Source organism: Pseudomonas sp. HD6422 (genome assembly GCF_025377065.1).
Lineage (GTDB): Bacteria > Pseudomonadota > Gammaproteobacteria > Pseudomonadales > Pseudomonadaceae > Aquipseudomonas > Aquipseudomonas putida_U.
The window spans coordinates 76134-101063 of record NZ_JAHWIW010000001.1; the positions used below are offsets into that span (position 1 = coordinate 76134).

At 63.0% G+C, this 24930-nt stretch carries 26 protein-coding genes and 1 tRNA gene; 23 read left to right on the plus strand and 4 right to left on the minus strand.

Annotation, left to right across the window (positions count from 1 at the left end; genetic code table 11):
• The first annotated feature begins 15 nt into the window (after nt 1-15).
• Genes KY379_RS00430 through murB form a run of 4 tightly spaced genes read left to right on the plus strand, consistent with a single transcriptional unit; the run spans nt 16 to nt 2442 of the window.
• Nucleotides 16-201: a Trm112 family protein gene (locus KY379_RS00430; protein ID WP_003247142.1), complete on the plus strand. Its 186-nt coding sequence runs from the start codon at nt 16-18 to the stop codon at nt 199-201.
• On the plus strand, nt 198-962 hold the full coding sequence (kdsB, locus tag KY379_RS00435; protein ID WP_133331996.1) for a 3-deoxy-manno-octulosonate cytidylyltransferase: 765 nt from the start codon (nt 198-200) through the stop codon (nt 960-962). The genes KY379_RS00430 and kdsB overlap by 4 nt, the downstream gene beginning before the upstream one ends.
• Nucleotides 962-1426 carry a low molecular weight protein-tyrosine-phosphatase gene (locus KY379_RS00440; protein WP_196173787.1) on the plus strand — a complete coding sequence of 155 codons (465 nt, stop codon included), beginning with the start codon at nt 962-964 and terminating at the stop codon, nt 1424-1426. The genes kdsB and KY379_RS00440 overlap by 1 nt, the downstream gene beginning before the upstream one ends.
• Nucleotides 1423-2442 (plus strand): UDP-N-acetylmuramate dehydrogenase, encoded by a 1020-nt coding sequence (gene murB / locus KY379_RS00445; RefSeq protein ID WP_196173785.1) that lies wholly within the window; start codon nt 1423-1425, stop codon nt 2440-2442. Before KY379_RS00440 ends, murB begins: the two co-directional genes overlap by 4 nt.
• A gap of 185 nt (nt 2443-2627) precedes the next feature.
• Here the strand turns inward: murB and rne are convergent, their stop codons facing one another.
• Complete coding sequence (gene rne / locus KY379_RS00450) at nt 2628-5870, minus strand: ribonuclease E (RefSeq protein WP_261240244.1); 3243 nt, start codon at nt 5868-5870, stop codon at nt 2628-2630.
• A gap of 810 nt (nt 5871-6680) precedes the next feature.
• On the opposite strand from rne, the gene rluC reads away from it, so the two are divergent.
• Genes rluC through KY379_RS00465 form a run of 3 tightly spaced genes read left to right on the plus strand, consistent with a single transcriptional unit; the run spans nt 6681 to nt 9299 of the window.
• Nucleotides 6681-7637, plus strand: coding sequence for a 23S rRNA pseudouridine(955/2504/2580) synthase RluC (gene rluC, locus KY379_RS00455; protein WP_133332000.1), 957 nt, complete (start codon nt 6681-6683; stop codon nt 7635-7637).
• The gene (locus KY379_RS00460) at nt 7627-8307 is read left to right on the plus strand and encodes an HAD family hydrolase (protein WP_133332001.1); all 681 of its coding nucleotides are present in this window, start codon (nt 7627-7629) and stop codon (nt 8305-8307) included. The genes rluC and KY379_RS00460 overlap by 11 nt, the downstream gene beginning before the upstream one ends.
• 2 nt (nt 8308-8309) lie before the next feature.
• Entirely contained in the window at nt 8310-9299 is a 990-nt protein-coding gene (locus KY379_RS00465; protein WP_133332002.1) for a S49 family peptidase, read from the plus strand.
• A gap of 66 nt (nt 9300-9365) precedes the next feature.
• Here the strand turns inward: KY379_RS00465 and KY379_RS00470 are convergent, their stop codons facing one another.
• Nucleotides 9366-9944, minus strand: a complete 579-nt coding sequence (locus KY379_RS00470; protein WP_261240246.1) for a Maf family protein — start codon at nt 9942-9944, stop codon at nt 9366-9368.
• A 96-nt stretch (nt 9945-10040) separates the two neighbouring features.
• Between KY379_RS00470 and KY379_RS00475 the strand changes: the two genes are divergently transcribed.
• The 16 genes from KY379_RS00475 to KY379_RS00550 all read left to right on the plus strand — a co-directional run bounded on the left by KY379_RS00475 (nt 10041) and on the right by KY379_RS00550 (nt 23320).
• Nucleotides 10041-10568: a YceD family protein gene (locus tag KY379_RS00475; protein WP_133332004.1), complete on the plus strand. Its 528-nt coding sequence runs from the start codon at nt 10041-10043 to the stop codon at nt 10566-10568.
• A 13-nt stretch (nt 10569-10581) separates the two neighbouring features.
• Nucleotides 10582-10764, plus strand: a complete 183-nt coding sequence (gene rpmF, locus KY379_RS00480; protein ID WP_010223221.1) for a 50S ribosomal protein L32 — start codon at nt 10582-10584, stop codon at nt 10762-10764.
• Between the two features lie 3 nt (nt 10765-10767).
• Nucleotides 10768-11778, plus strand: a complete 1011-nt coding sequence (plsX, locus tag KY379_RS00485; RefSeq protein ID WP_261240249.1) for a phosphate acyltransferase PlsX — start codon at nt 10768-10770, stop codon at nt 11776-11778.
• A gap of 166 nt (nt 11779-11944) precedes the next feature.
• Entirely contained in the window at nt 11945-12883 is a 939-nt protein-coding gene (gene fabD, locus KY379_RS00490; protein ID WP_133332006.1) for an ACP S-malonyltransferase, read from the plus strand.
• A gap of 16 nt (nt 12884-12899) precedes the next feature.
• Nucleotides 12900-13640 carry a 3-oxoacyl-ACP reductase FabG gene (gene fabG / locus KY379_RS00495; protein ID WP_136913578.1) on the plus strand — a complete coding sequence of 247 codons (741 nt, stop codon included), beginning with the start codon at nt 12900-12902 and terminating at the stop codon, nt 13638-13640.
• Between the two features lie 203 nt (nt 13641-13843).
• The gene (gene acpP, locus KY379_RS00500) at nt 13844-14080 is read left to right on the plus strand and encodes an acyl carrier protein (RefSeq protein ID WP_043214413.1); all 237 of its coding nucleotides are present in this window, start codon (nt 13844-13846) and stop codon (nt 14078-14080) included.
• A gap of 183 nt (nt 14081-14263) precedes the next feature.
• The gene (gene fabF / locus KY379_RS00505) at nt 14264-15508 is read left to right on the plus strand and encodes a beta-ketoacyl-ACP synthase II (protein WP_133332008.1); all 1245 of its coding nucleotides are present in this window, start codon (nt 14264-14266) and stop codon (nt 15506-15508) included.
• Nucleotides 15508-16329, plus strand: a complete 822-nt coding sequence (gene pabC / locus KY379_RS00510; protein ID WP_261240255.1) for an aminodeoxychorismate lyase — start codon at nt 15508-15510, stop codon at nt 16327-16329. The genes fabF and pabC overlap by 1 nt, the downstream gene beginning before the upstream one ends.
• A gap of 3 nt (nt 16330-16332) precedes the next feature.
• Entirely contained in the window at nt 16333-17523 is a 1191-nt protein-coding gene (mltG, locus tag KY379_RS00515; RefSeq protein WP_261240257.1) for an endolytic transglycosylase MltG, read from the plus strand.
• Between the two features lie 9 nt (nt 17524-17532).
• Nucleotides 17533-18165 (plus strand): dTMP kinase, encoded by a 633-nt coding sequence (gene tmk, locus KY379_RS00520; RefSeq protein WP_196173760.1) that lies wholly within the window; start codon nt 17533-17535, stop codon nt 18163-18165.
• The gene (locus KY379_RS00525) at nt 18158-19144 is read left to right on the plus strand and encodes a DNA polymerase III subunit delta' (protein WP_261240258.1); all 987 of its coding nucleotides are present in this window, start codon (nt 18158-18160) and stop codon (nt 19142-19144) included. Before tmk ends, KY379_RS00525 begins: the two co-directional genes overlap by 8 nt.
• A gap of 30 nt (nt 19145-19174) precedes the next feature.
• The gene (locus tag KY379_RS00530) at nt 19175-19957 is read left to right on the plus strand and encodes a TatD family hydrolase (RefSeq protein WP_261240259.1); all 783 of its coding nucleotides are present in this window, start codon (nt 19175-19177) and stop codon (nt 19955-19957) included.
• A 408-nt stretch (nt 19958-20365) separates the two neighbouring features.
• Nucleotides 20366-21001: a TetR/AcrR family transcriptional regulator gene (locus tag KY379_RS00535; protein WP_133332014.1), complete on the plus strand. Its 636-nt coding sequence runs from the start codon at nt 20366-20368 to the stop codon at nt 20999-21001.
• Between the two features lie 106 nt (nt 21002-21107).
• Nucleotides 21108-22076 carry a GTP 3',8-cyclase MoaA gene (locus tag KY379_RS00540; RefSeq protein ID WP_133332015.1) on the plus strand — a complete coding sequence of 323 codons (969 nt, stop codon included), beginning with the start codon at nt 21108-21110 and terminating at the stop codon, nt 22074-22076.
• Between the two features lie 67 nt (nt 22077-22143).
• Nucleotides 22144-22749 (plus strand): DUF4823 domain-containing protein, encoded by a 606-nt coding sequence (locus KY379_RS00545; RefSeq protein ID WP_133332016.1) that lies wholly within the window; start codon nt 22144-22146, stop codon nt 22747-22749.
• Between the two features lie 10 nt (nt 22750-22759).
• The gene (locus KY379_RS00550) at nt 22760-23320 is read left to right on the plus strand and encodes a DUF1285 domain-containing protein (RefSeq protein WP_196173756.1); all 561 of its coding nucleotides are present in this window, start codon (nt 22760-22762) and stop codon (nt 23318-23320) included.
• 57 nt (nt 23321-23377) lie between these two features.
• Here KY379_RS00550 and KY379_RS00555 read toward each other — a convergent pair.
• Nucleotides 23378-23453: transfer RNA gene (locus tag KY379_RS00555), tRNA-Asn, on the minus strand.
• A 62-nt stretch (nt 23454-23515) separates the two neighbouring features.
• Nucleotides 23516-24712, minus strand: coding sequence for an amino acid aminotransferase (locus KY379_RS00560; protein ID WP_133332018.1), 1197 nt, complete (start codon nt 24710-24712; stop codon nt 23516-23518).
• Nucleotides 24713-24930: the final 218 nt, after the last annotated feature.

Below are 24930 nucleotides of genomic sequence, written 5' to 3' on the forward strand. Positions count from 1 at the left end.
CTCAAGGAAGCTTCCATGGACACCAAACTGCTCGATATCCTGGCCTGCCCGATCACCAAGGGCCCGCTCAAGCTCAGTGCCGACAAGACCGAGTTGATCAGCAAGGGTGCAGGCCTGGCCTACCCGATCCGCGACGGCATCCCGGTGATGCTGGAAAGCGAGGCGCGCACCCTGACCGACGACGAGCGTCTGGACAAATGAGCGTGAATTTCACCGTGGTGATTCCCGCTCGCCTGCGCTCCACGCGCCTGCCGGGCAAGCCGCTGCTGGCGATCGCCGGCAAGCCGATGGTCCAGCATGTCTGGGAGCAGGCGCGCAAGAGTGGCGCCAGCCGCGTGGTCATCGCCACCGACGATGCCAGCATCGTCGACGCCTGCCAGGCATTCGGCGCCGAGGTGCTGCTGACCCGCGCCGACCATGAGTCCGGCACCGACCGCCTGGCTGAAGTCGCCGCCCACCTGGGTCTGCCTGCCGACGCCATCGTGGTCAACGTGCAGGGTGACGAGCCGCTGATCCCGCCGGTGATCATCGACCAGGTAGCCGCCAATCTGGCCGCTCACCCTGAAGCCGGCATCGCCACGCTCGCCGAGCCGATCGCCGAGCCGGAAACCGTGTTCAACCCCAATGCGGTGAAGGTGATCAGCGACAAGAACGGCCTGGCCCTGACGTTCAGCCGAGCGCCGTTGCCCTGGGCTCGCGATGCCTTTGCCAAGGACCGTGACGCCCTGCCTGAAGGCGTTCCGTACCGCCGTCACATCGGTATGTACGCATACCGCGTCGGATTCCTGCAGGACTTCGTCGGCTGGGGGCCGTGCTGGCTCGAGCAGACTGAGGCCCTGGAGCAATTGCGTGCCTTGTGGCACGGCGTGCGGATCCACGTCGAGGACGCCATCGAGGCGCCTGCCGTGGGCGTCGACACCCCTGAAGACCTGGAGCGCGTGCGGCGCTTGTTGGAGGCCTGATGCGCATCCTGTTCGTCTGCCTGGGCAATATCTGCCGCTCGCCCACCGCCGAGGGCGTGCTGCGTCACCAGTTGCAGGCTGCTGGCCTTGCCGAGCAGGTGCATGTGGCGTCGGCCGGCACCGGCGACTGGCACGTGGGCAAGGCGCCGGATAGCCGTACCTGCCGAGCGGCTCTGGCGCGTGGCTACGACCTGTCGGCGCAGCGCGCCCAACAGGTCAAGCCTGCCCACTTTGCCGAGTACGACCTGATCCTGGCCATGGATGAGAGCAATCTGGGTCATCTGCGGACCATGCGCCCGCACACTGCCAGCGGCGAACTCGACTTGTTCCTGCGACGCTATGGTGCGCCGCTCGATGAAGTCCCCGATCCATACTACGGTGGCGCCGAAGGCTTCGAGCAGGTGCTCGACCTGATCGAGGCGGCATGCCGTGAACTGGTCGTTGAAATCAAGGGACGATTATGACGATGCAGTGGCAGGAGCAGGTCTCGCTCAAGCCCTTCAATACGTTCGGCATTGATGTGAAGGCGCGCTACTTCGTTCAGGTGCACGACGACGACGAGGTGCGTGAGGCCTTGGCCGAGGCGCGTCGGCGCGGTGTGCCGGTGTTCGTCATCGGCGGTGGCAGCAACCTGTTGCTGACTCGCGATATCGACGCTTTGGTGTTGCACATGGCCAGTCGGGGCCGCCGCGTGCTGGTCGACGACGGTGAGCGGGTGGTCATCGAAGCCGAGGCTGGCGAGCCATGGCATCCGTTCGTGCAGTGGTCGTTGGAGCAAGGCTTGTGCGGCCTGGAAAACCTCAGCCTGATTCCCGGCACTGTAGGTGCGGCGCCGATGCAGAACGTCGGTGCCTATGGCGTCGAGATCAAGGACGTGTTTGCCGGACTGACTGCGCTGGACCGAGAAACCGGCGAGTTGCACGAATTCGACCTGCGGGCATGCGCCTTTGGTTACCGCGACAGCGTGTTCAAGCGCACCCCGGGGCGTTGGTTGATCCTGCGCGTACGGTTTGCCCTGAGCCATGCATTGCAAGCGCACCTGGATTACGGCCCGGTGCGTCAGCGCCTGGCGGAGCAGGGGGTGCAGCAGCCGACGGCTCAGGCGATCAGCGATGCCATCTGTAGTATTCGCCGGGAAAAACTGCCGGATCCTGCCGAGCTGGGCAATGCTGGGAGTTTCTTCAAGAACCCGGTGGTCGCTGCCGAGCAAGTGCTGCGGATTCGAGCCGAGCATCCGGGGGTGGTGGCCTATCCCCAGGACGATGGGCAGATGAAGCTGGCGGCGGGCTGGTTGATCGAACAAGCCGGCTGGAAGGGTTATCGCCAGGGCGATGCCGGCGTGCATCGGTTGCAGTCGTTGGTGCTGGTCAACCATGGCCAGGCGAGTGGGGCGCAGTTGCATGAATTGGCGCAGCGTATCCAGGCGGACATCCTTGAGCGATTCGGGGTGGCGTTGGAGATGGAGCCTAACCTTTACTGAATGTTGGGGGCTCTGGGGGACTGCCGTAAGGTGTTTGGCGTCTGTGAGATCGAGCGCCGCCCGCGCGGCGCTCGATTTACGCACCACCTCAGCCTCCAAGACAAGCACCTAGTGGCGCTCATCAGCGACCCAAAAAAAGCCCCGCCAGTTCGCACTGGCGGGGCTTTTTCATTCAGCCGTGGCTATCAACCGTGATGAGGCTTGTGCTCATCGGCGGTTTCCAGCGCTGCCTGTTCGGCAGGCACAGCAGCGGCGGCAGCCTCGGCGGCTTTGGCGGCTGCCTCGGCTTCACGCTTGCGGCGGCGCACTTCACGTGGATCGTTCGGGGCGCGACCGTTAGGCAGCATCACGGTCGCGGCCTCGACCACTGCCGGTGCTTCGACCGGGGCGGGCTCGGCGGTGACAGGAGCGGCTTGTTCGACCACCGGGGCGGCTTCGGTAGCTGCTTCTGGCTGGGCCTCGACGACGGCGACTGGCTGTTCGACGACCGGAGCCGCCTCAACGACGACTGGCGTCTGCTCGGCTTCAACGGGTTCCACAGCAGGTGCCTGCTCCGCGGTCTCTACCGGCGTTTCGGCGACCACTACCGGCAGGGCGGCAGGCGCTTGTTCGACGACTGGCTCTGGCGTGACCTCGACCACAGGTTCGCTACCGGCTTCGACCACGGCGACCGGCTCGCTGACCGGCTGCTCGACCACTGGCGCGATAGCCACTTCCTCGACCTCGGCAGCGGTTTCGGCAACCCCTTCAGCCTGCTCGACCGGCGGGGTGGCTTCGCTGTTGTCGGTGACCGCGGTGTCGGCAGTAGCGCGCTCGGCCTGCTGGTTGGCCTCGGCTTCGGCTTCGGCGCTGATGTTACTGGAGGCGACGGCTGCAGTGACGGCCACCCCGGCGGCCAGTTGAGCGCCAAGCTCGCTGGCCTGGTGCTGTTGTGGCTGCTCTTCGCTGCCTTCTTCCTCGCCACCCTCGATCAGCTCGCCATTGGCATTACGCTGGCGCTCACGACGATTGCTGCGACGACGCTGGCCACGGGAGCGGCGACGTGGACGCTCGCCATCGGTGCCTTCCTGTTCGTCCTGCTGCAGTGCCTCTTCGTTCGGCAGCTGCTCCTCGGCCTGCTCTGCAGCCTGCTCGGCTGCACGTGGCTGGCGCTCTTCGCGAGGCGCTCGCGGCGCGCGTTCTTCACGTGGGGCACGCTCTTCACGCGGTGCGCGCTCTTCACGTGGAGCACGCTCTTCACGCGGTGCGCGCTCTTCACGTGGAGCACGTTCTTCGCGTGGAGCACGCTCTTCACGCGGTGCGCGTTCTTCGCGTGGAGCACGCTCTTCGCGCGGTGCGCGTTCTTCACGAGGTGCACGCTCTTCGCGGGCGGCTGGTGCAGCGTCCAGTGGCTCGCGCAGTTCGCGTACGCGCTCCTCACGGTTGCCACGGCGGTCTTCGCGTGGCTGGCGTGGGGCGCGCTCTTCACGAGGCGCTCGCTCTTCACGAGGCTGGCGCTCTTCACGAGGTGCACGGTCTTCGCGAGGCTGACGCTCTTCGCGTGGTGCGCGTTCGGCGCGCTCTTCCCGCGGCTTGCGCTCGTCATCGCGACGGCCATTGCGATTGCGGCTCTGCTGGCGACCGTTGCGACGCTCCTCGTTACGCTGCGGGCGCTCGGTGGCAGGCTTCTCGGTAGTCACGGCCGGGGCGGCAACTGCGGGTTCGTCCTTGCCGGCGAACAGGCTCACCAGCGACTTCACCAGACCCTTGAACAGGCTCGGCTCAGGCGCGCTGGGGGCGGGGGTCGCGGCGGGCTGCTGCGGCTCCTCGGCGGCAGCCGGAACCGGGGCGTTGGCGCGCGCCGGGGCAGTCTTGACCGCCGCTTCCTGGCGCACCAGGGTGCGGGTGGCGGTCGGCTGCGGTGCTTCTTCGGCTTCGGCGGCGGCGATTTCGTAGCTGGACTGGTTGTTCAGCACTTCCGGGTTGTCGTCGCGCAGGCGCTGGACTTCGAAGTGCGGGGTTTCCAGGTGGTCGTTCGGCAGAATGATGATGCGTGCACGGGTGCGCAGTTCGATCTTGGTGATCGAGTTGCGCTTCTCGTTGAGCAGGAAGGCCGCCACCGGAATCGGTACCTGGGCGCGCACTTCGGCGGTGCGGTCCTTGAGGGCCTCTTCCTCGATCAGGCGCAGGATCGCCAGCGACAGCGACTCGACGTCACGGATGATGCCGGTGCCCGAGCAGCGTGGGCAGACGATGCCGCTGCTTTCGCCGAGCGATGGGCGCAGTCGCTGACGCGACATTTCCAGCAAACCGAAACGCGAGATGCGGCCTACCTGGACACGGGCGCGGTCGGCTTCGAGGCATTCGCGCACACGCTCTTCGACGGCGCGCTGGTTCTTCGCCGGGGTCATGTCGATGAAGTCGATGACGATCAGGCCGCCGATGTCACGCAGGCGCAACTGGCGGGCGATTTCCTCGGCCGCTTCCAGGTTGGTCTGCAGGGCGGTTTCCTCGATGTCGCTACCCTTGGTGGCGCGCGCCGAGTTGATGTCGATGGATACCAAAGCCTCGGTCGGGTCGATCACGATCGAGCCACCGGACGGCAGGTCGACCACGCGCTGGAAGGCGGTTTCGATCTGGCTTTCGATCTGGAAGCGGTTGAACAGCGGGACGCTGTCTTCGTACAGCTTGACCTTGCTGGCGTACTGCGGCATCACCTGGCGGATGAAGGTCAGGGCTTCTTCCTGTGCGTCGATGCTGTCGATCAGCACTTCGCCGATGTCCTGACGCAGGTAGTCGCGGATGGCGCGGATGATGACGTTGCTTTCCTGGTAGATCAGGAACGGCGCGGCGCGGTCTTCGGAGGCTTCCTTGATGGCGCTCCACAGTTGCAGCAGGTAATCGAGATCCCACTGCATTTCTTCGCTGCTGCGGCCAAGGCCGGCAGTGCGCACGATCAGGCCCATGTCGCCGGGAACGGTCAGGCCGTTGAGCGCTTCACGCAGTTCGTTGCGCTCCTCGCCCTCGATGCGGCGGGAGATGCCGCCGGCGCGCGGGTTGTTCGGCATCAGTACCAGATAGCGACCGGCCAGGCTGATGAAGGTGGTCAGGGCGGCGCCTTTGTTGCCGCGCTCTTCCTTCTCGACCTGGACGATGACTTCCTGACCTTCGCTGAGCACGTCCTTGATGTTGACGCGGCCTTCCGGGGTCTTCTTGAAGTATTCGCGGGAGATTTCTTTCAGCGGCAGGAAGCCGTGACGCTCGGAACCGAAGTCGACGAAGGCGGCTTCGAGGCTGGGTTCGATGCGGGTGATCTTGCCTTTGTAGATGTTGGCCTTTTTCTGCTCACGGGCGCCGGACTCGATGTCCAGGTCGTACAGACGTTGGCCGTCCACCAGGGCTACACGCAACTCTTCGGGTTGAGTTGCGTTAATCAGCATTCTTTTCATGTTGTACCGTCGGTTTCCGGGCTGCCGGAAACGGCGTTCGGCACACACGACTTCTCAATGGTCGGTGCCAAGGTGCGCAAAGGATGGCCGGGCCACCCCCGTGTCTGGCGACGTTCGGCACCAGCCGGTTGCCCAGCCTGCCGTTGTCGCGACGACGCGTCCTGTTTGCTGCGGTGCCAACGAGGCCTTGTGCCAACTGATGCGATATCCGATCGATATCCGAATCAACTTGCCGGCCCCGTGCACTCAGTCAGGAGGAGGAATCAACCGTCAGCCGTGGACGCCCGGAGGCATCTTTTCAGGACCTTATCCGCTCGCCGGCAATGTCTTTGGGCCGGTGGCCGGACGCGGTGCTACACGGTCCGAGGGCTGTGCATCTCCACCCTGCACGTATCCCTGATAATTCGGGTGCTGCCGCGCGCTGAATCCGCAACGGGTTGCATTTTTCGCCAGCGCGCTACCGCGCTGACGCCATTCATGTCCAAGGCAGGTATTTCCGAAGCATTCGCCCGGGGTTGCGTGGAAGCATCGAGGCGGGGCAGAGGTGCGGCGAAAAGAAGCGGGTAAGCAGGTGAAACACCGCACTTGTCGTTTTTTTTCGGTCTTCTCTACACGGCGCTGGTGGCGATTCCAGGCAATTCGGTAAACTGGCGAAAACCCCGTAGGACGGCCTCGCGTCCTGGAGAATTGCGTTGGTCAGGGGCCGGCCGAGGGCCTGGTTCCGCTGGCCTGCCGCTTTTGGCGGCGTTCGCGACTATAGCAGTAATGATTAAGTGCTTCAATTCCATAAAAAATTGTTATGATCCCGCCATGACGACCAATACCCCTCCGACTTCCGGCGTTCAGCTGATCGAAGTCGCGCCGGAGCTTGCCGGCCAACGCATCGACAATTTCCTCATCACGGCCCTCAAGGGTGTGCCCAAGACCCTGGTCTATCGCATCCTGCGCAAGGGCGAAGTCAGGGTCAACAAGGGCCGCATCAAACCCGAGTACAAACTGCAGGCAGGCGACATCGTGCGGGTGCCGCCCGTCCGTCTGCCCGAGCGCGACGAGCCGGCGCCGGTGGCCCAGGGGCTGCTGCAGCGCCTGGAGGCGGCTATCGTCTACGAAGACAAGGCGCTGATCGTGATGAACAAGCCCGCCGGCATCGCCGTGCATGGCGGCAGCGGCCTGAGCTTCGGCGTGATCGAGGCGCTGCGCCAGTTGCGTCCCGATGCCAAGGAGCTCGAGCTGGTGCACCGGCTCGATCGCGATACGTCCGGTCTGCTGATGATCGCCAAGAAGCGCAGCATGCTGCGCCACCTGCACGCCGCGTTGCGTGGCGATGGCGTCGACAAGCGCTACATGGCCCTGGTGCGTGGCCATTGGCCAACCTCGAAGAAGCAGGTCAACGCACCTCTGCTCAAGAGCAACTTGCGCTCCGGTGAGCGCATGGTCGAAGTCAACGACGAAGGCAAGGAGGCGTTGACGATGTTTCGCGTGCTGCGCCGCTTCGGCGAGTTCGCCACCATCGTCGAGGCGCGGCCTATCACGGGCCGTACCCATCAGATTCGCGTGCACACCCTGCATGCCGGGCACATGATCGCCGGTGACAGCAAGTACGGCGACGAAGATTTCAGTCGCGAGATCCGCGAACTGGGCGGCAAGCGCCTGTTCCTGCATGCCTATGCGCTGACCGTGCCGCTGCCCGATGGCGGCGAGCTCAAGCTCGAGGCTCCGGTGGACGAGGTCTGGGCCAAGACCGTGGAGCGTTTGAGTGCGACCTGATTACCAGCTGCTGATCTTCGATTGGGACGGGACCCTGGCCGACTCCATCGGTCGCATCGTCGAGGCGATGAACCTTGCCGCCGAGCGTGCCGGCGAGGCACCGAGTCGGGACGATGCTATCAAGGGCATCATCGGTCTGGCCTTGGGCGAGGCCATTTCGGTCTTGTACCCGCATCTGGATGCGCATCAGGTTGCGGTGTTTCGCCAGCACTACGCTGATGTGTACATGGCCCTCGATCAGGAGCCCTCGCCACTGTTCGAAGGCGTGGCCGAGTCGCTGGAGGCCTTTCGTGTCGAGGGTTACCGCATGGCGGTTGCCACCGGTAAGGCGCGTCGCGGCCTGGATCGGGTGCTCAAGGCGCACGGTTGGGAGCGCTACTTCGATATTACCCGCGCAGCAGATGAAACCCGTGGTAAGCCGCACCCGTTGATGCTCGAGGAGATACTCCAGCACTGCCGGGTCGAACCTGGGCGGGCCCTGATGGTCGGAGATTCAGCATTCGACCTGCAGATGGCCAGCAATGCCGGCATGCATTCGGTCGCCGTCGGCTATGGTGCCATGTCGCTGCAGGCCCTGGCCGAGTTCGGTCCGCAGGTCTGCATCGAGCGCTTTTCCCAGCTACGCGAGTGGTTGGCCGGTTCCGCGCAATTCCCAATCCAAGGTAGGTGAGCATGACAGACGAGTGGAAAGCACCTGAGCCCGAGCCGGCAGAGCGCGAGGAGCGCAAAAGCTGGAAGCTGCTCGAAAAGACCCTTCTGGCGGGTATTCAAGAGCAGCGTCGCGCGCGGCGTTGGGGGATCTTCTTCAAACTGCTGACCTTCGTCTACCTGTTCGGCATCCTGGCGCTGTTCCTGCCGCTGACCGATATGGACAAGGCCGCATCGCGCAGCGCCAGCCACACGGCGCTGGTGGAGGTGCGAGGGGTGATTGCCGACCAGGAGGCGGCCAGCGCCGACAACATCATCAAGGGCCTGCGCGAAGCCTTCAAGGATCCCAAGACCAAGGCCGTGGTGCTGCGCATCAACAGTCCGGGCGGCAGCCCGGTGCAGGCCGGTTATGTGTATGACGAGATCCGCCGCCTGCGCGGCGAGCATCCGCAGATCAAGCTCTATGCGGTGATCACCGACCTGGGCGCGTCAGGTGCCTATTACATCGCCAGTGCGGCTGACGAGATCTATGCCGACAAGGCCAGTCTGGTCGGCTCGATCGGCGTCACGGCGGCTGGCTACGGGTTCGTCGGTGCCATGGAGAAGCTGGGTGTCGAGCGGCGGGCGTACACATCGGGTGAGCACAAGGCGTTTCTTGATCCGTTCTCCCCGGAGAAACCCGAGGAAACCAAGTTCTGGCAAGGTGTGCTGGATACCACTCATCAGCAGTTCATCGCCATGGTCAAGCAAGGGCGTGGCGAGCGCCTGAAGGACAAAGAGCATCCGGAGCTGTTCAGTGGCCTGATCTGGTCGGGTGAGCAGGCCCAGGCGCTGGGGCTGGTGGATGGCTTGGGGAGTGCCAGTTACGTGGCGCGCGATATCGTCGGTGAGAAGGAGTTGGTGGACTTTACCGTCCAGGAGTCGCCGTTCGATCGATTCTCCAAGCGTATCGGGGCCAGTGTCGCAGAGCATCTGGCCATGTGGATGGGCTTCCAGGGGCCGCAGTTGCGGTGATTCTCGGGGGCGTTTGAGGGCGGTGGTGGCTCTGAGATCGAGCGCCGCCCTCTGTCTCCCGACGTGCTACGGGATCACCACCCCCTCCTGGGTCAGCATATCCACCAGCCGAATCAGTGGCAGCCCGATCAAACTGGTCGCATCCGGCCCGTGGGTGCTTTGAAATAAACTCACTCCCAACCCTTCCGCCTTGAAACTCCCCGCGCAATCGAGTGGCTGCTCCGCCGTCACGTAGCGCTCCACGCGCTCGCGGTCCAGTTCGCGCATGTTCACGGTGAACGGCACGCAGTCCACCTGGCAGCGCCCGGTGCTGCTGTTGAGCAATGCCAGCCCGGTCAGGAACGTGACCTGCTGTCCGCTGGCTTCGAGCAATTGCTCGCAGGCGCGCTCGAAGGTGTGTGGCTTGCCCAGCACTTGTTCGCCCAGCACCGCGACCTGGTCCGAGCCTATGATCAGGTGCCCTGGATAGTCCGCCGCCAACGCCTCGGCCTTGGCCTTGGCGAGTCGTCGCACCAAGTCGGCAGCTGGTTCCTCATCCAGGCGTCTTTCGTCTATATCGGGGCTTGCCCAGATGAAGGGCAGGCGCAGGCGGGTCAGCAGTTCGCGGCGGTAGGCAGAGCTCGAAGCCAGTAACAGGGGAAGCATGATAGACTCCTGGTCGGATGAGCCCGATTCTAACATGCGCGATGCCGCCGAATTTCCTTTGACAGGGACGGGGGGCATCCCTAGAATGCTGCGCCTATGTTGAATGACCCGATTCCACCTCACGTTGACCCGCGCAAATTAGCTGATCGTGGCGTAACCATCACTGGTTCGCTGCAACTCGCTGATTTGGAAAGACTCTGCGACCCGCTTTCCGACGATGTCGGTACGGTGCAGGCGAAGTTCGATTTTGAACGAGACGAACAGCACGTCGTGGTTATCCACAGCGAACTGGACGTCGAGGTCAAGATGGTTTGCCAGCGTTGTCTTGAGCTGGTCACCCTGCCGATCCACAGCGAATGCACATACGCCGTGGTGAAAGAGGGTGCGAATACCCAGTCGTTGCCGAAAGGCTATGACGTGCTGGAACTGGGCGAAGATCCTTTGGATCTGCAGGCATTGGTCGAGGAGGAGCTGTTGCTCGCCTTGCCTATCGTGCCTGCTCATCATCCGGAAGAATGCCAGCAGCCGGCGGGCGCAGACGAGCCCGAATCGAGCAAGGACGAGGTATCGCGGTCCAACCCGTTCAGTGTTTTGGCGCAGTTAAAGCGTGACCCAAACGTTTAGGAGTTAATCAATTATGGCTGTTCAGCAGAACAAAAAATCCCGCTCTGCCCGTGACATGCGCCGTTCCCACGACGCCCTGTCGGAAAACGCGCTGTCGGTAGAAAAAACCACCGGTGAAGTCCACCTGCGCCACCACGTTTCGCCAGAAGGCGTATACCGTGGTCGCAAAGTGATCGACAAGGGCGCTGACGAGTAATCCTTGTCCGCTCAGATCATCGCGATCGACGCAATGGGCGGGGACTTCGGTCCCCGCAGCATTGTCCAGGCTAGCATTGCCTGCCTTTCGGCTACACCCTCGTTGCACCTGACCCTCGTCGGTCAACCCTCCCTCCTTGAAGAGCTTGTCGGTGGCCTTGCGGCTGCGGATCGCGCGCGCCTGCAGATCGTGCCGGCCAACGAGGTGATCGGCATGGACGAGCGGCCTTCTCAGGCGTTGCGCGGCAAACCGGATTCGTCGATGCGCATCGCCCTGGAACTGGTGCGTGACGGCAAGGCCCAGGCCTGCGTCAGTGCCGGCAATACCGGGGCGCTGATGGCGCTTTCGCGGTTCGTCCTCAAGACCCTGCCGGGTATCGATCGTCCGGCCATGGTCGCCGCTATCCCGACCCAGACGGGGTGCTGCCAGTTGCTGGACTTGGGCGCCAATGTCGATTGCAGCGCCGAGAACCTCTATCAGTTCGCCGTCATGGGGTCGGTGGCCGCCCAAGCCTTGGGTATCCACCGGCCACGGGTGGCGCTGCTCAACATCGGTACCGAGGACATCAAGGGCAACCAGCAGGTCAAGCTGGCCGCCAGCTTGTTGCAGGGCGCGCGTGGGTTGAACTACGTCGGTTTCGTCGAGGGAGATGGGTTGTACCGTGGCGAAGCGGACGTGGTGGTGTGCGACGGTTTCGTCGGCAACATCCTGCTCAAGTCCAGCGAAGGGTTGGCGACCATGATCGGGGCGCGGATCGAGCAGCTGTTCAAAGGTGGCGCTCTGTCACGTCTGGCTGGGGTGGTGGCGATGCCGTTGCTCAAACGCTTGCAGGCCGATCTGGCGCCGGCGCGGCATAATGGCGCGAGCTTCCTCGGGCTGCAGGGTATCGTGATCAAGAGTCATGGCTCTGCGGGCGTGCAGGGATTCCAGAGTGCGATCCATCGGGCGCTGATCGAGATCCAGGAAAACCTGCCGCAGCGCCTGCACGGGCGGCTCGAGGATTTGTTGCCTTAGTGTTTGTATCTGTCGCATCTGCGCGTACAAAGGCCTTAGGCATATCGGTCGCGAGATGCTTAAATGTGACCGCTTGGTCCGCGTCTCCATCCAAGCTAACAGATTCCGCGCCTGGCCCTAGGCCTGGCGCACTCTATTCGACGACAAGATCATAAGGGCTTGTTCAATGTCTGCATCCCTCGCATTCGTCTTCCCCGGTCAAGGTTCCCAGTCGCTGGGCATGCTCGCCGAACTCGGTGCTGAAAAGCCGGTGATCATCGAGACCTTCAAGGAAGCTTCCGAGGCTCTGGGCTACGACCTGTGGCAATTGGTCCAGCAGGGTCCGGAGGAACAACTCAACCAAACCGACAAGACTCAGCCGGCAATCCTCACTGCGTCCATCGCACTGTGGCGTCTGTGGCTGGAGGAGGGCGGCGCTCGTCCGGCCTTCGTGTCCGGCCACAGCCTGGGTGAATACAGCGCTCTCGTCGCTGCCGGCAGCATCAGTCTGAAAGACGCGGTGCGCCTGGTGGAGCGCCGTGGTCAACTGATGCAGGAAGCGGTACCGGCCGGTCATGGTGCCATGGCCGCGATTCTGGGTCTGGACGACGCCGTGGTGGTGGACATCTGTGCCGAAGCGGCTGAAGACGAAGTGGTCAGTGCGGTGAACTTCAACTCGCCAGGCCAGGTGGTCATCGCCGGTAACAAGGCTGCGGTCGATCGCGCCATCGAACTGTGCAAGGCCAAGGGTGCCAAGCGTGCCTTGCCCCTGGCAGTCAGCGTGCCGTCGCACTGCGCACTGATGAAGCCGGCTGCCGAGCGCTTCGCCGAGGCGGTCAATGCCATCGAGTGGAAGGCGCCGCAGATCCCGGTGGTGCAGAACGTTACCGCCGCCATCGCCGCAGACCTCGACGCGCTCAAGCATGACCTGCTGGCGCAGCTGTACCAGCCGGTACGTTGGGTGGAATGCGTGCAAACCTTGGCCGCCAATGGCGCGGTCAACCTGGTCGAGTGCGGTCCAGGCAAGGTCCTGGCGGGCCTCAACAAGCGTTGCGCCGACGGTGTGACCACCTACAACCTCAATACCCCCGACGCCGTCGCCGCCACCCGTGCGGCGCTGGCCTGAATTTGGAGAAGCTTGCATGAGCCTGCAAGGTAAAGTAGCACTGGTCACCGGCGCCAGCCGTGGCATCGGCCAGGCCATCGCCCTCGAGTTGGGCCGTCAGGGCGCGATCGTGATCGGTACCGCCACGTCCGCTTCGGGCGCCGAGCGTATTGCCGCCACCCTCAAGGAGCACGGCATCCAGGGCACCGGCATGGAACTCAACGTGACCAGCGACGAGTCCGTCAGCGCTGTGCTCGCGGCCATCGGCGAGCAGTTCGGCGCTCCAGCGATCCTGGTCAACAATGCCGGTATCACCCGTGACAACCTCATGCTGCGGATGAAAGACGACGAGTGGTTCGATGTCGTCGACACCAACCTGAACAGCCTTTACCGTCTGTCCAAGGGCGTGTTGCGTGGCATGACCAAGGCGCGTTGGGGTCGTATCATCAGCATCGGTTCGGTCGTCGGTGCCATGGGCAACGTCGGCCAGGTCAACTACGCTGCCGCCAAGGCAGGCCTGGAAGGCTTCAGTCGCGCCCTGGCGCGTGAGGTAGGCTCGCGCAACATCACCGTCAACTCGGTAACCCCGGGCTTCATCGATACCGACATGACCCGTGAGCTGCCAGAAGCGCAGCGCGAGGCCCTGCAGACCCAGATTCCGCTGGGCCGCCTGGGTCAGGCCGAGGAAATCGCCAAGGTGGTCTCCTTCCTGGCATCCGACGGCGCAGCCTACGTCACCGGCGCTACAGTACCGGTGAACGGCGGTATGTACATGTAACAACGCAAGTCAATGTGACGGATTGGGTAAAAAAAGAGTCATACTCCGAGCCTAAAATCCGTTATAAAGCTGCAACCAGATTCCAGGCAGAGGGTCGGGTGGTCCGTTGGAAGGTGCGTTCTGCTTGAAAAGCGAATGTCTTTCTATAAAATTGGTCACCGGCCAGCTGCCTGACATATGTCCATTAGGAGTGAAAACTAGGTATGAGCACCATCGAAGAACGCGTCAAGAAAATCGTCGCCGAGCAACTGGGCGTCAAGGAAGAAGAAGTGACTGCTGAGAAGTCCTTCGTCGATGACCTGGGTGCCGATTCGCTTGACACCGTTGAGCTGGTGATGGCTCTGGAAGAGGAATTCGAGACCGAAATTCCTGACGAAGAAGCCGAGAAGATCACTACCGTTCAAGCTGCCATCGACTACGTCAAAAGCCACCAGGCCTAAGACGCTGTAGTCGACGCTTCTTGTCGAGAAGAACCGCACTGCCTTTGCCGGCGTGCGGTTTTTTCTTTGCCAGCCCCACGTTTCGGTGCACAGGTTATGCGGGCACCGAGAGCCTGTTGCCATTTCATTCCTTTGCCTTGAATGCAATGGCAAGAGACTCTGTTACTAGAAAAGGAGAGTACTGTGTCGCGTAGACGCGTCGTGGTCACCGGTATGGGTATGCTGTCGCCACTGGGTACGGATGTACCGAGCACTTGGCAGGGCATTCTGGCTGGCCGCAGTGGCATCGGTCCGATCGAACACACGGACCTGAGCGCCTACTCCACCCGTTTTGGCGGCTCGGTGAAAGGTTTTGAGGTCGAGCAATACCTGTCGGCCAAAGAGGCCCGCAAGCTTGACCTGTTCATCCAGTACGGTCTGGCGGCCGGTTTCCAGGCAGTGCGTAATGCCGGCCTGGAGGTTACCGACGCCAACCGTGAGCGCATCGGCGTGGCCATGGGTTCGGGCATCGGCGGTCTGACCAATATCGAGGAAACCAGCCGGACCTTGCATGACCAAGGCCCGCGGCGTATTTCGCCGTTCTTCGTGCCGGGTTCGATCATCAACATGATCTCCGGTTTCCTGTCGATCCACCTGGGCCTGCAGGGGCCGAACTACGCCATCGCCACCGCTTGTACCACTGGCACTCATTGTATCGGCATGGCAGCCCGCAATATCGCCTATGGCGAAGCCGACGTGATGATCGCTGGCGGTGCCGAGATGGCCGCCTGCGGCCTGGGCATGGGCGGTTTCGGCGCCTCGCGCGCATTGTCCACCCGCAACGACGAGCCGACCCGTGCCAGTCGTCCGTGGGACAAGGGCCGTGACGGCTTCGTGCTGTCCGACGGTGCCGGCGCATTGGTGCTCGAAGAACTGGAGCACGCAAAGGCGCGTGGCGCGACCATCTATGCCGAGCTGGTTGGCTTCGGCATGAGCGGCGACGCCTACCACATGACCTCGCCACCCGACAGCGGCGAAGGCGCAGCCCGTTGCATGGTCAATGCCCTGCGCGATGCCGGCATCCAGCCCGAGCAGGTCAGCTACATCAATGCCCACGGTACCTCCACCCCAGCGGGTGACGTCGCCGAAGTGGCGGCGATCAAGCGCGTGTTCGGCGAGCATGCCTATAAGTTGGCGGTCAGCTCGACCAAGTCGATGACCGGCCACCTGCTCGGTGCCGCGGGTGCCGTCGAGGCGATCTTCAGTGTGCTGGCGATCAACAGCCAGATGGCGCCGCCAACCATCAACCTGGACGAGCCGGACGAAGGCTGTGACCTGGACTTCGTACCGCACCAAGCGCGCAGCATGCCGATCGACGTGGTGCTGTCGAACTCGTTCGGCTTTGGTGGCACCAACGGTTCTCTGGTGTTCCGCCGGTTCGCCGGTTGATGCACAGCTGGATCGATGGTCAGCCCGCGACTGCAGTCAACCTGCAGAACCGCGGCCTGGCCTACGGCGATGGGTTGTTCGAGACCATCGCCGTGCGCGGTGGTCAGCCCAGTCTCTTGGATGGCCACCTGGCACGCCTGGCGCTGGGTTGCCAGCGCCTGGGCATCGATGCCGATCTGGCGTTGGTCCGCGATGAAGTGCAGCGCTACGCCAGTCTGCTCGGTGAAGGTGTCGCCAAGCTGATGCTCACCCGCGGCGACGGTCAGCGCGGCTATGCCCCGGTGGTGGGCGCGGCGCCGCGGCGGATTCTTCAGGGCAGCCCACTGCCTGCCTATCCCGAAGCTAGTGCCGTGCAGGGCATCTGCCTCTTCGCCTGCCAAACCCGCCTTGCGGAACAACCGTTGTTGGCTGGCCTCAAACATCTCAATCGCCTGGAGCAGGTGCTGGCCCGTGCCGAATGGCAGGACAGCGAGCATGCCGAGGGTCTGATGCGCGATGTGCAGGGCAGGGTGATCGAGGGCGTGTTCAGCAACCTGTTTCTGGTGCACCAGGGCGTCTTGCAGACCGCTGACCTTGGCCGCTGCGGCGTCGCCGGCGTGATGCGCGGCGTATTGCTCGAGCAGGCCGTGGCGCTGGGCATGCCGGTGCGGATCGGCGACCTGTCGCTGGCCGACCTTGCGCAGGCTGACGAAGTGTTCGTGTGCAACAGCGTGTACGGTGTGTGGCCGGTGCGCAGCATCCCTGCATTGAGCCTAAACTGGTCGCCAGGCCCTGTGACCCGTAAACTTCAGGCCGTTGCCCGTACGTTACTGGATACCTGATTTGTGAGACGTAAATTCCTGCTGCTGCTGGAAATGTGCCTGATCCTCGCTGGACTGGCATTGGGCTGGTCGGCCTGGAAGGTCACCTCCGTGGTGGAGCAGCCTCTGCACGTGACGCAAGAGCGCTTGCTCGACGTGCCCAACGGCACCAACCCCAACCGCATGTTCTATCGCATGCAGAGCGAAGGCCTGCTTGACGATGCGCTGTGGCTGCGCCTGTACTGGCGCTTCAACATGGCCGGCACACCGCTGCCTACCGGCGAATATCGCATCACCCCTGGCATGACCGTCGAGGACCTGCTGGATGCCTGGCGCCGGGGCGATGTGGTGCAGTACAACCTGACTCTGGTAGAGGGCTGGACCTTCCGCCAGGTGCGCGCGGCTGTGGCCAAGCATGAAAAGATCAAGCACACCCTCGACGGCCTGACCGATGCCGAGGTGATGGACAAGCTCGGTCATTCCGGCGTGTTCCCCGAAGGACGGTTCTTCCCTGATACCTATCGCTTCGTGCGTGGCATGAGCGATGTCGAACTGCTGCAGCAGGCCTATATGCGCTTGGACGAAGTGTTGGCCAAGGAGTGGGCCGAGCGAAGCACCGACCTGCCTTACCGCGACCCGTACCAGGCGCTGATCATGGCGTCGTTGGTGGAGAAGGAGACCGGGATTCCCCAGGAACGCGGGCAGATCGCTGGCGTATTCGTGCGGCGCTTGCGCCTGGGCATGATGCTGCAGACCGACCCGACGGTGATCTATGGCATGGGCGAGCGCTATAACGGTCGCATCACCCGTGCCGACCTGCGTCAGCCGACCCCCTATAACACCTATACCATGACCGGCCTGCCACCGACGCCGATCGCCATGGTCGGCCGCGAGGCGATTCATGCGGCGCTCAATCCTGCCGACGGCACCAGCCTGTATTTCGTCGCCCGCGGTGATGGTAGCCACGTGTTCTCCGACGACCTGGACGATCACAACTCCGCGGTGCGCGAGTTCCAGCTCAAGCGTCGTGCCGACTATCGTTCGAGCCCGGCGCCCAGGACAGCTCCCGCTGAACCGTCAGCAACGGACGAGACGCCCGGAGAAAATGAATCGCCAGCGACCAACGAGCAGCCTGCACCTGCCGAGCCCAGTGTGCCGGCACCGGCCGCCGAGTCTGCGCCGGCCGATGTGCCAGCACCTGACGAACAACATTAAGGACTGCTAGTGAGCGGCTTGTTTATTACCTTGGAAGGCCCCGAAGGCGCGGGCAAGAGCACCAATCGCGACTATCTCGCCGCGCGCCTGCGTGAGCACGGTCTGGACCTGGTACTGACCCGCGAGCCGGGTGGTACGCCGCTGGCCGAGCAGGTCCGTGAACTGTTGTTGGCGCCGAGGGATGAGCCCATGGCTGCCGACACCGAACTGCTGTTGGTGTTCGCCGCCCGCGCCCAGCACCTGGCCGAGGTCATTCGCCCGGCGCTGGCTCGCGGCGCAGTGGTGCTGTGCGATCGTTTCACCGATGCCACCTACGCCTATCAGGGCGGCGGCCGTGGCCTGTCCCTCGAGCGTATCGCCACCCTGGAGCAATTCGTGCAGGGCGACCTGCGCCCTGACCTGACCCTGGTCTTCGACCTGCCGGTGGAAGTCGGCTTGGCCCGGGCGGCCGCCCGTGGCCGCCTCGATCGTTTCGAGCAGGAAGGCCAGGCCTTCTTCGAAGCTGTGCGCCAGGCCTACCTGCAGCGCGCCCAGGGCGACTCCCAGCGCTACTGTCTACTCGACGCCGCGCAGCCTTTGCAGGCCGTGCAGCGTTCGATCGATGCCCTGGTGCCGACCATCGTGGACCGCTGCCGTGGCTGATAGCTACCCCTGGCAACAAGCGCTCTGGCAGCAATTGGCCGGGCGTGCCCGGCATGCCCATGCCTACCTGCTGCACGGGCCGCAGGGCATCGGCAAGCGTGCCCTGGCCGACCGCCTGATGGCCCGCCTGCTGTGCCAGCAGCCCGGCGCTCTCGATGCCTGTGGTCAGTGTAAGTCCTGCTTGCTGCTCAGGGCTGGTAGCCACCCCGACAACTTCGTCCTGGAGCCGGAAGAGGCGGACAAACCGATCAAGGTCGATCAGGTCCGCGAGTTGGTGTCGTTCGTGGTGCAGACCGCGCAGCTGGGGGGACGCAAGGTAGTGCTGATCGAGCCGGTCGAGGCCATGAACGTCAATGCCTCCAACGCATTGCTCAAAAGCCTTGAGGAGCCCTCCGGCGATACCGTGCTGCTGCTGGTCAGCCACCAGCCCAGTCGCCTGTTGCCGACCATCAAGAGTCGTTGCCAGCAGGTCACCTGTCCGCAGCCGAGCCTGGCGCAAAGCCAGGCCTGGCTTGACCAGGCCCTACCCGACAGCGATGAAGCCCAGCGCGCCGAGCTGCTGACCCTGGCGGCCGGTTCGCCATTGATGGCCGTGGACCTGCAGGCCAAGGGCGTGCTTGAACAACGCGCACAGGTCACTGACGGGGTCAAGAAGCTGCTCAAGGGCCAGCAGACGCCCAGCCAGTTGGCCGAAGCCTGGAACAGCGTACCGTTGTTGCTGGTCTTCGACTGGTTCTGCGATTGGTCGCACCTGATACTGCGCTACCAATTGACCGAGGACGAGGAGGGGCTAGGCTTGGCCGATATGCGCAAGGTAGTCCAGTACCTGGCGCAAAAGAGTCGCCAGGCGAAAGTGCTCGAGGTCCAGGCGTGGATCCTCGAACAGCGTCAAAAGGTACTGGGCAAGGCCAATCTCAACCGCGTGCTGTTGCTCGAAGCCTTGCTCGCCCATTGGGTGCAGTTACCGGGCACCCGCTGATTTCCATTTGCCGATATGTGCCGTTAAATCATGCTTGTAGATTCCCATTGTCACCTCGACCGACTTGACCTGAGCGCCCACCAGGGTTCCCTCGACACAGCCTTGCAGGCTGCCCGGGAGCGTGGGGTGGGACACTTTCTGTGCATCGGCGTCAGCGCCGAGAATGCCGGCGCCGTGAAAGCGCTCAGCGAGCGCTATGCCGATGTCGACTGCTCGGTGGGCGTGCACCCGCTGGACTTGGCGCCTGGCGAGACGCCGGCACTGGAATGGCTGTTGCGCGAACTTGCCCACCCGCATGTGGTGGCGATCGGCGAGACCGGCCTGGACTACCATTACGAACCTGAGGCCGCCGACCTGCAGCAAGCCTCGTTCCGCTTGCATCTGGAGGCATCGCGGCAGACCGGCAAGCCGGTGATCGTACATACACGCGCGGCCCGCGCCGACACCCTGGCGTTGTTGCGTGAAGCCAGCCTGCCGCAGGCGGGCGTGCTGCACTGCTTCACCGAAGACTGGGACATGGCGCGTGCGGCGCTGGACCTGGGTTACTACATCTCGTTGTCTGGCATCGTCACCTTCCGCAATGCCGATGCGCTGCGCGAGGTCGCCCGACAGGTGCCGGCTGATCGCTTGCTGGTCGAGACCGATTCGCCCTACCTGGCGCCGATTCCTTATCGGGGCAAGCCAAACCTGCCGCAGTACGTGCGTGAAGTGGCGGAGTACGTCGCGTCGTTGCGCGGGGTCAGCTATGCCCAGTTGGCCGAGCAGACGACTGCCAATTTCAAGCGGCTGTTTCCCCTGGCCCGGGGTGCCTGAACTTCCGGGGGAGGGGTGACAGGTGTTCGGCATTAGATCTGACAGCCGCTGCAAAACCCAAGACAAGCCCCCCGATACACAAAAAAAACCCGGGTTCTGGGGGAGGAATCCGGGTTAAGACCATTAGGAGTAAAACAAAGGTACCGCGGTCCCTGGGCACCCTTATTGGCGCGCCACTGGGGGGATGCGCCGCGCCAACACTTGTAGTATTGGCCAGGTTTGGCCCAGTGCCAGTGCCTCTTGGTCGTTTTTTAAACAGATTTGGAATACGCCGGGGATTGGTTCCTCCCTCTGCGCATTGATTGATCCGGCAAAAGCGACCGGAAACACTCATATGTATGGAACATCCGTGCAATTTGCCGCAAGTTAGGCATAATAAACCGCTTCGATCGTCATCCAGTCCTTCCCATGCAGAAAGAACCTCGTAAGGTCCGTGAGTTTCGCCGCCGCGAACAGGAAATCCTCGATACCGCGCTCAAGCTGTTTCTCGAACAAGGTGAAGACAGCGTCACCGTCGAGATGATCGCCGACGCAGTCGGTATCGGCAAAGGCACGATCTACAAGCACTTCAAGTCCAAGGCCGAGATTTACCTGCGCCTGATGCTCGACTACGAGCGCGACTTGAACACGCTGTTGCACTCGGCCGATGTCGATCGCGACAAGGAGGCGCTGTCGCGCGCTTATTTCGAATTCCGCATGCGCGATCCACAACGCTACCGTCTGTTCGACCGCCTCGAGGAAAAGGTGGTCAAGGGCAACCAGGTACCCGAGATGGTCGAGGAGCTGCACAGCATCCGTGCTTCCAACTTCGATCGCCTGACTCAGCTGATCAAGGGCCGGATCAGCGAAGGCAAGCTCGAAGACGTGCCGCCGTACTTCCACTATTGCGCGGCCTGGGCCCTGGTGCACGGCGCTGTGGCGCTGTACCACTCGCCGTTCTGGAGCAATGTGCTCGAGGACCAGGAGGGCTTCTTCCAGTTCCTCATGGATATCGGCGTGCGCATGGGCAACAAGCGCAAGCGCGACCCGGAATCGGCAGCCTGATAGCGAGCCACGACGTCCGGTAGGCAGGATATGAATCGAATGCTTGCAAAAACCTGATCTCTGAGTCAGATTTTGCCGGCTCGATTCATCTTGGCCGGAGTCATTCATGATCGTTGATCGTCAAGGCAGGCGTTTTCGCAACCTGCGCGTCAGCCTGACGGCTGCCTGTAATTACGCCTGTACCTACTGCGTGCCGGACGGCAAGCGTCTGGTGGCCGCCCAGCAAGAGCTGTCAGCCGAGGCCATGGCACGGGGCGTGGGTTATCTGATCGAAGCCGCTGGCATCGAACGGGTACGCATTACCGGTGGCGAGCCATTGATCAGCCCCAGGCTGGACAGCTTTCTCGCGGCGATGGCTGAACTGCCACTGGCCGACCTGACCCTGACCACCAATGGCCAGTTGCTTGCACGCAAGCTGCCGCAGTTGCAGGCCGCCGGGATTCGCCGGCTCAACGTTTCCCTTGATACCCTCGACCCGCTGGCGTTTCGCCGGATTGCCCGCGGCGGCGACTTGGCGACCGTGCTCGACGGCATGCAGCAGGCCAGTGACCGTGGAATGGCGATAAAGGTCAACATGGTGCCGATGCGTGGACAGAACCTCGATCAGGTGCTGCCATTGCTCGAATACTGCCTGACGCACGGCTTTGAGTTGCGCTTCATCGAGCTGATGCGCATGGGGCACCTGGCAGGTGCTGCCCAGGCCTTCGGCCAACAGTTCGTCGGCTTGCACGAGCTGTTGGCACTGATCGGCAACCACTACGACTATCGACGCGTGGAAGCACCATCGGACGCCACTGCGCTGCGCTACCAAGTGTCTGGCGGCGGTCATTTCGGTGTGATCGCCAACGAGAGCGAGCCGTTCTGCCGAAGCTGTTCGCGCTTGCGCCTGTCGTCGACCGGTTGGCTGCATGGCTGTCTGTCTTCGAGCAACCGTCATTTCGTCGGCGACCTGCTGCAGCAGCCACGCCATCTGGCGCTTGCGGCCCTGCAACGGATACTGGTCAAGGCCCTTGCCGACAAGCAGGACCTGGCGTTTGCCGGGGGAGTGACGGTGATGAAGGTGATCGGCGGCTGACTCTGGCGCAAAAGCTGCATCTGGCGGCTATTCGCCGGTTTTTCGTCACCGGCCATTTGGAGGAAAGATGCGTAGCCTGGTCTTGCTGCTGGCGCTGATGGCGTTGGGCGGCTGCATGAGTGTCAGCGATATGGGCGAGACCGCCCGCAGCCAGATGAGCGATGCTGGGCTGCTGGACCACAGCGAAACCCGACGCACATTGTCGATTCGCTTGCAGCCCGATTCGTTCATCTTCATTGGCCAGGGCGTCTTCGTGCCGCCGGGTAAAGGGCCGGTGCCGCGGCAGAACGCGGTGGCGGAGGAGGCCTTCAAGAGCTTCGTCGAATACTTCCCACTGGTGCGCCGCGCTCAGGGGCCGCTGGGCCTGGAGCAGGCTATCGCCGAAGCTCGCTCGGTAGGGGCCGATTATGTGTTGTACACCCGCTTTGCCCGCACCGATGACCGCATAGGCAATGGCGACGAGTGGTATGACGAACAGGCGGTCGATCGCCTGGGTTGGGATTCGGGCGTGGTGCAGATGATGCTCATCGAGACCAACACCCGCTATCTGATCGACACCGCGCGTATCAAGAGTCGTGGCGGTTTGTTGACGTTTCACGACAAGAGTCCCGAGGATTTGCTTGCCAGGCCGATGCGCGAGTACGCTCGTAGCCTTCTGGGCATGAGCGAATGAGGGCAGGGTGATGACGGATTCCGGTAAGGCCAACGATCTACTGACGCAGATTCCCCAGCACAAGGGACTGCCACCGGTGCATCTGTGGAACCCGGATTTCTGCGGCGATATCGACATGCGCATCGCCCGTGACGGTACGTGGTACTACCTCGGTACGCCGATCGGACGCAAGCCTATGGTGCGCCTGTTCTCCACCATCATCCGCCGCGATGGCGACGATTACTTCCTGATCACGCCGGTGGAGAAGGTAGGTATCCGCGTCGATGACGCGCCGTTCGTCGCTGTGGCGCTCGAGGTGCAGGGCAGCGGGGAAGGGCAGGTGCTGCGCTTTACCAGCAATGTTGACGACACCTTCGAAGCCGGGCCGCAGAACCCCCTGCGCGTCGAGACCGACCCCGACACCCAGGAGCCGTCGCCATACGTGCGGGTACGCCACAACCTCGAGGCGCTGATCCACCGCAACGTGTTCTACCAGATGGTGGACCTGGCAGTGCCGCGGCTGATCGATGGCGAGCAATGGCTTGGGGTCTGGAGCCACGGCGAGTTCTATCCCATCGGGCGACCGGACTGACGCAAGGCAAACGAAAAAGCCCCCGGTGCTCGCGCACTCGGGGGCTTTTTCAATGTCTGGCTCCGCGACCTGGACTCGAACCAGGGACCCAATGATTAACAGTCATTTGCTCTACCGACTGAGCTATCGCGGAATCTGCGCGTATCTTACTGATCGCCAAGGGGAAGTCAAGCTACCCCTTGGCAAATCAAGCAGTTACAGCACTTCGACGATGGCCTTGGTGACCACGTGAATGTTGCTCTGGTTCAGTGCGGCAACGGCGATGCGACCGGTGTCCAGGGCGTAGATGCCGAAGTCGTTCTTCAGGCGCGCCACCTGGTCGACGGTCAGACCCGAGTAGGAGAACATGCCGACCTGACGACCGACGAAGCTGAAGTCGCGCTTGGCGCCATACTGGGCCAGCAGCTCGACCATCTGCTTGCGCATGCCGTGGATGCGCTCGCGCATCTCGGCCAGCTCGGTTTCCCACATCTGGCGCAGCTCCGGGCTGTTGAGCACGGTGGCGACGATGGTGGCGCCGTGGGTCGGCGGGTTGGAGTAGGTGGTGCGAATCACTCGCTTGACCTGCGACAGCACGCGGGTGCTCTCGTCTTTGGATGCGGTGACGATCGACAGGGCACCGACGCGCTCGCCATACAGCGAGAACGACTTGGAGAACGAGCTGGAAACGAAGAACTCCAGGCCCGACTCGGCGAACAGGCGCACGGCAAAAGCGTCTTCTGCGATGCCTTCACCGAAGCCCTGGTAAGCCATGTCGAGGAATGGCACATGGCCCTTGGCCTTGACCACCTCCAGGACGTTTTTCCAATCGTCCAGGGTGAGGTCGACGCCGGTCGGATTATGGCAGCAGGCGTGCAGTACCACGATCGAGCCGGACGGCAGGGCATTGAGGTCCTCGAGCATGCCGGTGCGGTTGACATCGTTGCTCGGAGCGTCGTAGTAGCGGTAGTTCTGGACCGGGAAGCCGGCACCTTCGAACAGGGCGCGGTGGTTCTCCCAGCTCGGGTCGCTGATGGCGACCACGGCATTGGGCGATACGCGCTTGAGGAAGTCGGCGCCGATCTTCAGAGCACCGGTACCGCCCACGGCCTGGACGGTGACCACGCGGCCGGCGGCCAGCAGTGGCGATTCGGCACCGAACAGCAGCTTCTGCACGGCCTGGTCGTAGGTGGCGATGCCGTCGATCGGCAGGTAGCCGCGCGAAGCGTGCTGGGCGGCGCGCTGGGTCTCGGCTTCGATCACGGCGCGCAGCAGCGGAATGCGGCCTTCCTCATTGCAGTACACACCGACGCCGAGGTTGACCTTGTCGGTACGGGTATCGGCGTTGAATGCTTCGTTGAGGCCCAGGATGGGGTCGCGGGGTGCCAGCTCGACAGCGGAAAACAGGCTCATTGTTACCTTGGCTCTGAATGGAGTGTGATAGGGCGTACACGCTCCAACCGAATGCACTGAAGCGGTGCACAAACGGGGAGTCAGTATAGTGATACCCGCAGGTCCCTGCGACAGTCTGGCGCGGCTTTTAAAGGGTTTTGCGCGATTTTTTTTCAACCATTGGTCGAATTGCCGGGTCCATCGCAATAAGCGTTCACATACCGGACTTGAAAGCAGGC